This is a genomic window from Agrobacterium albertimagni AOL15 (assembly GCF_000300855.1).
Classification (GTDB): Bacteria; Pseudomonadota; Alphaproteobacteria; order Rhizobiales; family Rhizobiaceae; genus Allorhizobium; species Allorhizobium albertimagni.
Window position 1 is genome coordinate 76,112 of the sequence record NZ_ALJF01000016.1, and the last position, 11,282, is coordinate 87,393.

Here is an 11,282-nt window from a genome sequence, read left to right on the forward strand (position 1 = left end):
GACCCCTCTTCTCCCCAGCGGGGAGAAGGTGCCGGCAGGCGGATGAGGGGGAGCTTCCCCCTCAAACGCGCTCGATTACCGTCGCCGTGCCCATGCCCGCACCAATGCAGAGCGTGACCAGCGCGGTGTTCAGATCGCGGCGTTCCAGCTCGTCGAGAACCGTGCCGAGGATCATCGCGCCGGTGGCACCGAGCGGATGACCCATGGCGATCGCGCCGCCGGCGACGTTCATCTTCGAATGGTCGACCTCGAAATGCTGCATGAAGCGCAGGACGACGGCGGCGAAGGCCTCGTTCAGTTCGAACAGGTCGAAGTCGGAGATCTTCATGCCGGTGCGCTTCAGGAGCTTTTCCGTCACGTCGACAGGACCGGTCAGCATGAGGGCCGGATCGGAGCCGATATTGGTGAAGGCGCGGATGCGGGCGCGCGGCTTCAGGCCCATGCTTTCACCACCAGCCTTGGAGCCGACCAGAACGGCGGCGGCGCCATCGACGATACCGGAAGAGTTACCGGCATGGTGGACATAGGTGATGCGCTCGATTTCCGGATGGGCCTGGATGGCAACGGCTTCGAAGCCGCCCATTTCACCCGGCATCTGGAAGGAGGCGTTGAGGCTGGCCAGCGACTGCATGTCGGTGCCGGGACGCATGTGCTCGTCACGATCGAGGATCACGAGGCCATTGCCGTCCTTGACCGGGATCACCGACTTGGCGAAGTTTCCGGCAGCCCAGGAGGCGGCAGCGCGCTTCTGGCTTTCGACGGCATAGGCGTCTACGTCGTCGCGTGTGAATCCGTATTTCGTGGCGATCAGGTCGGCAGAAACGCCCTGCGGCATGAAATAGCCCGGGAAGTTGACCGAGGGGTCCATGTACCAGGCGCCGCCTGACATGCCCATACCGACGCGGGACATCGATTCCACGCCGCCGGCAATCACGATGTCGTCGGAGCCAGCCTTGACCTTGCCGGCCGCGAGGTTGATCGCATCGAGACCCGAGGCGCAGAAGCGCGAGATCTGCATGCCGGGGGCTGCGAAATCATAGCCGGCTTCGAAGGCGGCGGCCTTCGGGATCACCGCGCCGGCTTCCATGACCGGATCGACGCAACCGAAGATGATGTCGTCGACGGTGGACGTGTCGAGGCCGTTGCGGTCACGCAGCGCTTCCAGCGTCTTGGCGGCCAGGCGCGGCGTCGGCACTTCGTGCAGCGATCCGTCCTTCTTGCCGCGCCCGCGGGGCGTGCGCACGTGGTCGTAAATGAAAGCGTCAGTCATCATCTCTCTCCCTTGGGCGCATGGAGGCGCCGGAATTTTACTGTCCTCCCCCTGCCGTTTTCCGGACAAGACGGGGGCTGCATCCTCGGGTCAACCCTCCCCCTTGTGGGGAGGGTCGGAGCGCAGCGACGGGGAGGGTTTCAGCCTAAAAAGGCCCCTCCCCCCACCCTCCCCACAAGGGGGAGGGAGCAGGTCGCGCAATCAAAACGCCTCGGCGGCCATTTCCATCAGGCTGTCGGCACCGGTTTCGATGCGAGCCTTGCGCAGGGCCGTCTCCGGCATGACCTTTTCCATATAGAAACGGCCGGTCAACAGCTTGTTCTTGTAGTAGTCGGCATCGCCAGACCCTGCGGCCAGGTTATCGTTCGCCGCCTTGGCCATCTTGGCCCACATGTAGCCGAGCACAACGAGGCCGAAGAGGTGCATGTAGTCGGTCGAACCGGCACCCGCGTTGTCGGGCTTAGCCATGGCGTTCTGCATGAACCACATGGTGGAAGCCTGCAGGTCGTTCAGACCCTTCTTCAGGCTCTTGGTGTAGGCCGACAGGTTCTCGTCGCCACGGTTCTCTTCGCAGAAATCGCCAATTTCCTTGAAAAGCGCCATCACGGCACGGCCTCCATTGAGACCAAGCTTGCGGCCGACGAGGTCGAGCGCCTGGATGCCGTTGGCACCCTCGTAGATCATCGCGATGCGGGCATCGCGGACATACTGCGACATGCCCCATTCTTCGATATAGCCGTGGCCGCCATAGACCTGCTGGGCCATGACCGCATGGTCGAAGCCCTTGTCGGTCAAGACACCCTTGAGGATCGGCGTCATCAGGCCGAGCACGTCATCTGCGAGTTGCTTTTCGGTCGCGTCACCGGAGCGGTGGGCGACGTCGGACTTCAGCGCGGTCCAGAGCGTGAAAGCACGGCCGGCTTCGTTGAAGGCCTTGATGGTCAGCAGCGTGCGGCGAATGTCCGGGTGGACGATGATCGGATCGGCCTTCTTTTCCGGCGCCTTGGCACCTGACAGAGACCTGCCCTGAATGCGCTCGCGGGCATAGTTGGCGGCGTTCTGATAGGCGATTTCCGAGATAGACAGGCCCTGCAGGCCGACGCCGAGGCGGGCCTCGTTCATCATGACGAACATGGCCGCGAGGCCCTTGTTTTCGGCACCAATCAGGTAGCCGGTCGCCTCGTCATAGTTCATCACGCAGGTGGCGTTGCCGTGGATGCCCATCTTGTGTTCGATGGCGCCGCAGGTGACCGTATTGCGGCTGCCGACCGAGCCGTCGTCGCCGACCATGAACTTCGGCACGATGAAGAGCGAGATGCCCTTGGTGCCCTCGGGCGCGCCTTCGATGCGGGCGAGCACGAGGTGAATAATGTTATCCGACATGTCGTGTTCGCCGGCCGAGATGAAGATCTTTTGGCCGGAAATCTTATAGGCGCCGTTGCCATCAGGAACCGCCTTGGTGCGCAGCAGGCCGAGGTCGGTGCCGCAATGGGGCTCGGTGAGGTTCATCGTGCCGGTCCAGATGCCCTCGACCATCTTCGGCAGATATTTCTGCTTCTGCTCGTCGGAGCCGTGCTCCAGGATCGCGGCAATCGCGCCCTGGGTGAGGCCGGGATACATCATCAGCGCCATATTGGCAGACGACATGTACTCGCCGACGGCGGTATGCAGCGTATAGGGAAGTCCCTGACCGCCGAATTCAGCCGGGATCGACAGACCGAGCCAGCCACCCTGACAGTAGGCGTCGTAGGCTTCCTTGAAACCCTTCGGCGTCTTCACCGAACCGTCGTCCGAGCGAACGCAACCTTCCTGGTCGCCGGAGAGATTGAGTGGGAAAAGCTGCTCTTCCGCAAGCTTGGCGGCCTCACCGATGATCGCTTCGATCATGTCGGGGGTGGCATCCTCGAAGCCCGGCAGGTTGTTATACCGCTCCAGGCCAAGCACGTCGTTGAGAATGAAAAGCGTGTCGTTTACGGGGGCCTTGTAGACAGGCATCGGGCATCTTCCTCCAAAGACATGGTTTCCGACGGGATCGGACTGGGTCTGCTTATACAAATAATTGACGTGCGCGTAAACGTCAAAGTTTTTGGCTGCGGCATTTTTGTGCCGGATGCAGCGTCGTCCCCTTCCTTGCGCAGCTTCTAACGAAAGGCGCTTGCGCGGGGCGTGACGGGAGACGACGGACCACCGCATTCACTGATTTTTGGCGAAGCTTAACGGCTTGTTTACCATGTTTCATGAAAGGTTGCGTTCGAAAGCTGGTGATCCATCCGCGATTCCGCCGCGCCTCCCCGCCCCCCTGGGCCACGAGGCAGTCGTCGGGGTCAAATGGGACCACCCGGACGCATTCGGACGCACTTTGCATCCGGCACCATCGAGGCGAGCAGAACCATGAACGGATCGCGATCCCAGACCCAACGGCCCGGCAGCCCATCCTCGCTGGATGCCTTGAGCCGCACGATCGAAGGGCTCGAGGCTCGCATCGAGGGCCTGATCGGCCAGCAGACGGCCCGCAGCCGCGGTGCAGACGAGCCGGTGTCACGCGCGCTTCCCGGTCGTCGCGCGAGCGATCCGCCGCGCAGCGAGCGCGATACGCGGCCGGATCCCCTGGCTGAAATTCGCCAGCGCCAGCGCGCTCTGGAAGAAAGCCGCAAACACGGCAGCGAAGGCAGCCTTTACAGCCGCAGCGACGATGCGCCGGCGCGTGCGCCCTTGCGTCAACCCGTTCCTCCGCTTGCCGATCCGCAGCCGGCCTATACCACCCGTCCGAGCGCCCCGATGCCGGCGCGCGCAAGCGACGACGTTGTGGAAGCCCTGAGCGGCCTTCGCCGCGAGCTCAAGCAGGATATCGGCGAAAGCCTGTCGCGCGAGATCGCCGGCCTTCGCAACGAGATGCGCTCGATCCGCCAGCTCGCCGAAGAAAGCCGCCCCCAAGACGACATGCGCCAGGACATCGCCCGTCTGGCTGAAAGCATCCAGCGGCTCGAGGGCATCAAGGCTCCGGGCACCGGCGGTCTGCGTGAAGACTTCGACGACCTGCGGTCGCTGATGGACGGGCTTGCCCGCGAGGATTCCATGCGCCGCATAGAGCGCCGCTGGGAAGATGTTGAAGTCCGTCTCGATGGCCTCGACACCGGCGCGATGCGCGACGAGATCATCCGCATCGCCGACCGCCTCGACGACATCAAGTCGCAGCTCGGCGGCATGGGCGACACGCGCGCGATCCGGGCTTTGGAAGACAAGCTGGTGACCGTCGCGTCTGCGCTCGAACATATCGGTGCACATATCGATCCGAACGAGCGCAAGCTCACCGAGCAGTTCGCCTCGCTCGACATGCGGCTCGACGAAATCACCCGTGCCATCGCGGCCGGCAGCCGCAACACCGGTCCGGGCAATGATCCGGCAACCTTCCATCGGCTGGAAGAGCGGCTCACCGGCCTTGCCCGACAGATCGAGACCATTTCCGAGCGGCGCCCGCCGCAGCCGGATGCCTCGCACGAGATGGCCGAGCGGCTCGAACTCCTGACGGAGCGCATCGAACAGCTCTCCACCGAACAAAGCGCCGTCCGCCTGGAAGAGCGTCTCGAACATCTCGCCTACATGCTGGAAAAGGTACAGCGGCCGGCGCCTGCGCCGGAACTGACCGGCTACCTTGCCGACATCTCGCGCAAGATCGATGCGCTGGATGGTGGAGCTGTCAACGACCGCCTCGCAGACAGGCTGGAACTTCTTTCACAGCGGATCGAGGAGCTGGATACGCCGCAGGCGGTCGCCGTCATTGACGACAGCGCGCTTCGTAACCTGGAAGACCGGCTGAATGCCGTCGTCGATCGCCTGGAGGAAACGAGTTCCTCTGCCCCCATCAGCGAAAGCGCCAGCCTCAAGGGTCTGGAAGACCAGATCGCCCATCTCTCCCAGCTGATCAGCCAGCCGTCGCCGTCCGATCCAGAGGTCTCTGGCCGGATCTCGGCCCTTGAGGATTATGTTGCGACGAGCGACGAATACATCATCGAGGCAGCCCGTCAGGCCGCCGAAACCGTCATGGCCAATTTCGCCCAGCGCTTCCCAGTCGGCAGCCAGGCGGCATCGGCTGACATTTCTGCGCTGTCGGCCCTGTCCGATCACCTGAAGCAGCTCGAAGACTATAGCCGTCATTCGGAAGAGCGGACCCACCGCACCTTCGAGGCCCTGCATGACACGCTCGTGCAGATCGCCGGAAGGCTCGACGAGTTGCACCATATCGGACAGCAGACCGAAGCAGCACCTCTCTTCGCCCAGGCTCCTGTTGCTCCCGCACCGCGCGCACCTGAAGCCGCGGCACCGGTTCCGCAACCGCCGCGCATGATGGCGGAACCCGTCACCGAACCGGCACATCCGATTGATCAGGAACTGCTCGCGGCAGCGGACGATTTCGCCCAGACCATGACCGCACTGCCGGTGATCGATGCCGCGCGTGAAAAGAAGGTTGCGAAGCCCAGCCTGCTCGCCGGTCTCGGCAAGAAGCTGATGCCGGGCAAGAAGGCGCCGAAGGCCCCTGCCGAACCGCGCCAGATGGTCGACCCTTCGCCGTCGATCGATCCGGTCGATGTGCTGCCGCCCGACGACGCGAATGAACTCCTTGAGCCCGGCTCCGGAGCGCCCGATGTACGCAAAATCCTTGAGCGCGTTCGTGCCAGTCAGCAGGCAGCCAAGGGCGCCAGCCCTGTTGGCGCCGACAATGGGGACCGGACGGACTACATCGCCGCCGCCCGGCGCGCCGCCCAGGCGGCCGCGATGGAAATGGATCGCGCCCAGAAGACAACGCCCTCGGGCAACAAGACCGTGGCCGATGTGAAGGCCAAGGCGAAGTCAGGGGAAACCTCCCTCTTCGCGCGGTATCGCCGCCCCATCATGATGGCCGTGGGCGCCGTGCTCCTCGTTGCCATGGCCATGCCGCTCGTCAATACGCTGACCCGCAGCGATGCGCCCGCCGTTGTCGAAGAGACCGGCCCGGATGAGACGAGCGAGGCCGTCATCGCAGAACCTGCGGTCGACACCGCTGATGCAGCCGCTGTTCAGAGCGACACCGGCACGGCGACACCGTCGGCGGCCTCCGCTCAGGCTGAGCCTCCAGCAGATACAGGGGAAGACCTCGTCGCCGCTCGGGCCGCATCGACGACACCGGCACGTGTTCAGGCGGGTGAGACGGCTCCCGTCAATGCGCTCATGGCGCCCGCGGCCAGCGCGCCCAGCCAGACACTCGAAGCGCCGACCAGGGTTGCCGATTCCGAGGCCAACGTCGTTGTCGCCCAGGAAATCGCGCCCGCGGCTCCGTCAGCAGAGATCGTGGTTCCCGCGGAAATCACGCCGCCATCGCTTTCGATTGCTGCCAAGAATGGCGATCCGGTCGCACTCTTCGAAATCGGCGCCCGTTATACCGAGGGTCGCGGTGTGAAGAACGACTTTGCCGAAGCGGCCAAGTGGTATCGCCTCGCCGCCGACAAGGGCTTTGCCCCTGCCCAGTACCGTCTGGCCAATTTCCTCGAAAAGGGCACGGGCGTCGCACCCAATATCGGCGACGCGAAGCGCTATTACGAAATGGCGGCGAATGCCGGCAATGCCAGCGCCATGCACAACCTCGCCGTCATCTACGCCTCCGGCAAGGATGGCGCGCAGGACTATGCCAAGGCGGTCGAATGGTTCGGCAAAGCCGCCGATTACGGCATTTCGGACAGCCAGTTCAATCTCGCGATCCTCAGCGCCCGAGGCAACGGAACCGCACCGGATCTGGTGACGTCCTACAAGTGGTTCGCGATCGCAGCCAAGGGTGGCGATACGGACGCGGCGCAAAAGCGCGACGAAGTGGCCAATGCGCTGAAGCCAGGAGAACTCGAACGCGCCCGCGCCGAGGTGGACCTCTGGAAGGCCAAGGAGATGGACCCGGACGCCAATTCGGTCAATACGCCGGACGAATGGGCCGGCAAGGGCCTGAAAACCGCAAGCGTCGACATGAAGAAGGCGATCCGTAACATCCAGGCCATTCTCAACAAGAACGGCTATGACGCAGGAACGCCCGACGGCGTGATGGGTGCCAAGACAGTCTCGGCGATCAAGGCCTTCCAGACATCGATCGGTGAACAGCCGACGGGTCAGGTGACGGATAAGTTGGTGACCGAGCTTCTGGCCCGCAACAAATGATGCGGCTGTCATAAAAGACCGCGAATAGGGGTTTATGACGGGCTCTCGAATTGACTTGGATGGCCTTGAGGCGCAGAAAAGAATTCAAAGGGGAGCAAGTCCGATCAAGGACTTGCGCCTATCCAGCATGAGAGAGAACGAGGGGCTGAATGCCCTGACGTGACCGCGCCCCAACGCGCGGCTACCCGCATTTGAGGTCCTGACGTGACGATCTATCTGCCGATCGCCGAGTTGTCGGTCAACGTGTTCATCATTCTTGGAATGGGCGCGGCTGTCGGCTTCCTCTCGGGCATGTTCGGCGTCGGCGGTGGCTTCCTGATCACGCCGCTCCTGATCTTCTACAACATTCCTCCTGTCGTCGCCGTTGCAACCGGCGCGAACCAGGTCGTCGCTTCCTCCGTATCAGGCGCCATCTCGCATTTCCGGCGTGGCACGCTGGATATGAAGCTTGGAACGGTCCTCTTGATAGGGGGTCTCGTCGGTGCGACGATCGGCATCTACATCTTCTCGTGGCTGAGGCGTCTCGGCCAGCTCGACCTGATCATCTCGCTGCTCTACGTCATCTTTCTTGGAACCGTCGGCGGGCTGATGCTGGCCGAGAGCCTGCGGGCGCTTCGCCGAGCCGCACGCAACGAAGCCGTCCCCCTGAAGCGGCCGGGGCAGCACAACTGGGTTCATCGCCTGCCCTTCAAGATGCGCTTCAAGAAATCGAAGATCTATCTGAGTGTCATCCCGATTCTGGCACTCGGTTTCGGCATCGGCATACTGACCTCGGTCATGGGTGTCGGCGGCGGTTTCATCATGGTTCCGGCCATGATCTATCTGCTCCGCATCCCAACCAACGTGGTCGTCGGGACCTCGCTCTTCCAGATCATTTTCACCACCGCCTACACGACGATCGTCCAGGCCGCGACGAACTATTCCGTCGACATCGTGCTCGCCTTCATCCTGATGGTGGCCGGGGTAATCGGCGCGCAATACGGTGTCCGTGTCGGCCAGAAGCTGCGCGGCGAGCAACTGCGCGCATTGCTGGGGCTTCTCGTACTCGCGGTCGGTGTGCGTCTCGCGGTCGAACTGGTCGTGACACCCGACGACATCTACTCGCTGGCGATCGGAGGCTGAGATGAAGGCAGCTTTTCTCGCTCTCGCCCTGGCTACCCTCACCGCTTGGTCGACACCGGCGAACGCCCAGGATCCGCTGACGACGCAGCTTGCAGAACGCGAAGGCCTTGAGATCGGCATCTCGACCAGCGAGATCGCGATCACTTCGGACTTTTCTGGCGCCAATCTGACCGTCTTCGGCGCACTCACCAACACCGATCAGCTGCTTCTTGCCATCGGGCAGTATGATATCGTCGTGACCCTGGAAGGGCCACGCGACTGGACGACCGTTCGTCGCAAGGAACGGCTGTTCGGGATCTGGGTCAATCGGACATCGCTGACCTTCGAACAAATGCCAATCTCCTATTCCTTGGCCAGCACCCGACCGGTGGAAGAGATCGCCGAGGACGATGTGCTCACCTCTCTCGGCATCGGCATCGATCACCTCGCGCTGACCCCTACGGGTTTCATCAGCAATTCCGCGAATCTTCGCGAGTTCCGCGAGGCGTTCCGCAGGCTGAAACAGAATGGCGGTCTCTACCAGCGCGATACGGGTGGCGTGCGCTTCGTGTCATCGAGCCTCTTTCAGGCGACGCTTCGGCTACCCGCCAGTATCCCGAATGGGGTTCACACGGTGCATGCCTACCTGTTCAAGTCGGGCGAGTTCATCGGGGAGCGGGAATTGCCGCTGCGCGTCATCAAGACGGGCCTGGAAGAGGCGATCACCGAAGCCGCCCATCAACAGCCTCTGGCCTACGGCACATTTGCCGTGCTGCTTGCCTTGATCACGGGTTGGGCTGCGAGCCTGATCTTCCGGAAGGATTGAGGCTTAGCCGGTCTCCATTCTTGCCTTGACCTCGAGATAGGCTTCCGTCAGCTCGCGCAAGACGTCGCGGGCTCCGGCCTCGCGTTCAGCGCCCAGATGGATCACCCTCAGCTCGGCCATGAAGGCCTCCCAGAGTTCGGGGCCACCACGCTCAAGGATCTCCGCACGGATCGACAAATCCTCACTGACCGGTCGATGTCTCCTGCCCCACGCTCCCATCGCAGCGAGCAGCGGCACCAGCTGGATTGCAGGCTCCGTCAGGCTGTAGACACCCTTCTGCCTGTGCGACGGGTCGTCTGCACGGGAGAGAAGCCCATTGGCGACCAGACGTTTCAGTCGGTCGGCCAGAATGTTCGAGGCGATGCCCTCTTCGGAGTTCTGCAGAAGCTCGCGAAAATGCCGGCGATTGCCGAACATCACGTCACGAACGACGATCAGGCTCCAACGGTCGCCGAGCACCTCCAACGTCAGATTGATCGGACAGCCCGAGCGCTGAGTCATGACACACTCCCAAAAACCGATTGCGCTTTGCCATCAGATGAAATACCGATCAACCGGTTTCAATATGCAATCAGTTTTTCTAGGAGGGCTATGATGCGTCAATTGATCGGCTGGAACCTGATGTCACTGGACGGCTATTTCGAAGGTGAAATGCCGTGGGACCTATCCTTCCACCTGAGCGCCTGGGGAGAAGACCTGCGTCGATACTCCCTGTCGCTTGGCGAGGAGACCGACTTCATCGTCTTCGGCCGCAAGACCTATGAGGGTATGGCTGCCCATTGGCAGGACGCGACGGAAGAGCTCGAGATCAAGGCCTATATGAATGCCAAGCCCAAAGGTGTTGCCAGTCGAAGTCTGGATGAAGCGCAATGGAATAACACGCGTATCCTTCCCGATGCCGTGGCCGATCTGCGCGCCATGAAAACCCAGCCTGGCAAGACGATCTTCGTCTTCGGCAGTGCAGAACTGCAGCACACGCTTCTAGAGGCAGGACTGATGGACGAGGTTCGCGTCTGCCTTGCCCCTGTTCTTCTGGGAAGAGGCAACTCGTTGTTCAAAACGGGTTCGGAAAAGAGGCTGTCACTGCTTGAGGCACGGCCTATCGATACCGGCGCCGTCATCCTGCGGTATGCGACCACAACAAGCTAACAGACAGGATCAACCGAGCAGATTGCTGTAGCGCACCGAATAGATCCGGTCGCGGCCGAGCAGGTGGGCGATCAGGTCGGTACGGGCGAAAAGGCCGGTGAAGGCCTTGTGGCGCAGATCGAGGCCACCGGTGGCAACGCCAAAGGAGGGCATGACCATCCGCAAGCCATCTGTCGCAAAGCATGGACGGCGGACCGATTTTTCGCGGCGGCGTACGGTGGCTGAGGGATGCAGGTGGCCCGCGACCTCGCCCTTACCATGGGCGAGCGAAGGCTCGTGGCGGAAGGTGAGGCCTGCGAGCGAAAACTCATCCATCGACACGCCCGGCAAAGCCGTCGTGCCATCCGGATCATGGTTGCCGTTGATCCACACGATCTCACGTCCGGCGACCAGACCACGGATCATCTCGCGAAACACCAGTGGCATCAGGGCCGAACCGACGCGGTCATGGAAATTATCGCCGAGGCTAATGATCGTCGCCGGCTGGTAACGCGTCACCACGTTCTCGAGCAGACGAAGCGTTGCCAGCGTGTCGTAGGGCGGCAGCAGTTGCCCGCGCCTTGCAAAGGCCGCGCCCTTTTCAAGATGCAGGTCGGAGACGACGAGCGTGCGATGGTCGGGCAGATACATAGCGCCGGTCAGATCACAGACCGCGGCTACGCCCGAAAGCGCAATCTCGGCCATCGTTTCCAGTGTCTCTGTTGGCGCGAGGCGCCTTGCCGTCATACCCGTCATGTCTTCATTCCGCAGCATCAGGCC

At 62.5% G+C, this 11,282-nt stretch carries 8 protein-coding genes; 4 read left to right on the top strand and 4 right to left on the bottom strand.

Going from position 1 to position 11,282, the window contains the following annotated elements:
• Positions 1 to 61: 61 nt before the first annotated feature.
• Both QWE_RS19670 and QWE_RS19675 read right to left on the bottom strand, forming a co-directional pair.
• Complete coding sequence (locus QWE_RS19670; protein ID WP_006727928.1) at positions 62 to 1,270, bottom strand: acetyl-CoA C-acetyltransferase; 1,209 nt, start codon at positions 1,268 to 1,270, stop codon at positions 62 to 64.
• 201 nt (positions 1,271 to 1,471) lie between these two features.
• Positions 1,472 to 3,265 (bottom strand): acyl-CoA dehydrogenase C-terminal domain-containing protein, encoded by a 1,794-nt coding sequence (locus QWE_RS19675; RefSeq protein WP_006727929.1) that lies wholly within the window; start codon positions 3,263 to 3,265, stop codon positions 1,472 to 1,474.
• Between the two features lie 396 nt (positions 3,266 to 3,661).
• Between QWE_RS19675 and QWE_RS19680 the strand changes: the two genes are divergently transcribed.
• From QWE_RS19680 to QWE_RS19690, 3 genes are all read left to right on the top strand, one after another.
• Positions 3,662 to 7,447 (top strand): peptidoglycan-binding protein, encoded by a 3,786-nt coding sequence (locus QWE_RS19680; RefSeq protein WP_006727930.1) that lies wholly within the window; start codon positions 3,662 to 3,664, stop codon positions 7,445 to 7,447.
• 204 nt (positions 7,448 to 7,651) lie between these two features.
• Positions 7,652 to 8,569: a sulfite exporter TauE/SafE family protein gene (locus QWE_RS19685; RefSeq protein ID WP_006727931.1), complete on the top strand. Its 918-nt coding sequence runs from the start codon at positions 7,652 to 7,654 to the stop codon at positions 8,567 to 8,569.
• Position 8,570: 1 nt separating this feature from the next.
• Positions 8,571 to 9,374, top strand: a complete 804-nt coding sequence (locus QWE_RS19690; protein ID WP_006727932.1) for a TIGR02186 family protein — start codon at positions 8,571 to 8,573, stop codon at positions 9,372 to 9,374.
• Between the two features lie 3 nt (positions 9,375 to 9,377).
• Here QWE_RS19690 and QWE_RS19695 read toward each other — a convergent pair whose 3' ends face one another.
• A complete protein-coding gene (locus tag QWE_RS19695) occupies positions 9,378 to 9,875 on the bottom strand; it encodes a winged helix-turn-helix transcriptional regulator (protein ID WP_006727933.1) in 498 nt (165 codons plus the stop codon).
• Positions 9,876 to 9,968: 93 nt separating this feature from the next.
• Here QWE_RS19695 and QWE_RS19700 point away from each other — a divergent pair, with 93 nt between their 5' ends.
• On the top strand, positions 9,969 to 10,523 hold the full coding sequence (locus QWE_RS19700; RefSeq protein WP_040300747.1) for a dihydrofolate reductase family protein: 555 nt from the start codon (positions 9,969 to 9,971) through the stop codon (positions 10,521 to 10,523).
• A gap of 9 nt (positions 10,524 to 10,532) precedes the next feature.
• On the opposite strand, the gene pdeM is transcribed toward QWE_RS19700, so the two are convergent.
• Positions 10,533 to 11,249 (bottom strand): ligase-associated DNA damage response endonuclease PdeM, encoded by a 717-nt coding sequence (gene pdeM / locus QWE_RS19705; RefSeq protein WP_040300748.1) that lies wholly within the window; start codon positions 11,247 to 11,249, stop codon positions 10,533 to 10,535.
• Between the last annotated feature and the right edge of the window lie 33 nt (positions 11,250 to 11,282).

What these genes read in the sequence shown, in the direction of transcription:
- QWE_RS19690 (WP_006727932.1), top strand. Translation starts at nt 8,571, where the DNA reads ATGAAGGCAGCTTTTCTCGCTCTCGCCCTGGCTACCCTCACCGCTTGG.
- QWE_RS19695 (WP_006727933.1), bottom strand. Translation starts at nt 9,875, where the DNA reads ATGACTCAGCGCTCGGGCTGTCCGATCAATCTGACGTTGGAGGTGCTC.
- QWE_RS19700 (WP_040300747.1), top strand. Translation starts at nt 9,969, where the DNA reads ATGCGTCAATTGATCGGCTGGAACCTGATGTCACTGGACGGCTATTTC.
- QWE_RS19680 (WP_006727930.1), top strand. Translation starts at nt 3,662, where the DNA reads ATGAACGGATCGCGATCCCAGACCCAACGGCCCGGCAGCCCATCCTCG.
- pdeM (WP_040300748.1), bottom strand. Translation starts at nt 11,249, where the DNA reads ATGACGGCAAGGCGCCTCGCGCCAACAGAGACACTGGAAACGATGGCC.
- QWE_RS19675 (WP_006727929.1), bottom strand. Translation starts at nt 3,265, where the DNA reads ATGCCTGTCTACAAGGCCCCCGTAAACGACACGCTTTTCATTCTCAAC.
- QWE_RS19670 (WP_006727928.1), bottom strand. Translation starts at nt 1,270, where the DNA reads ATGACTGACGCTTTCATTTACGACCACGTGCGCACGCCCCGCGGGCGC.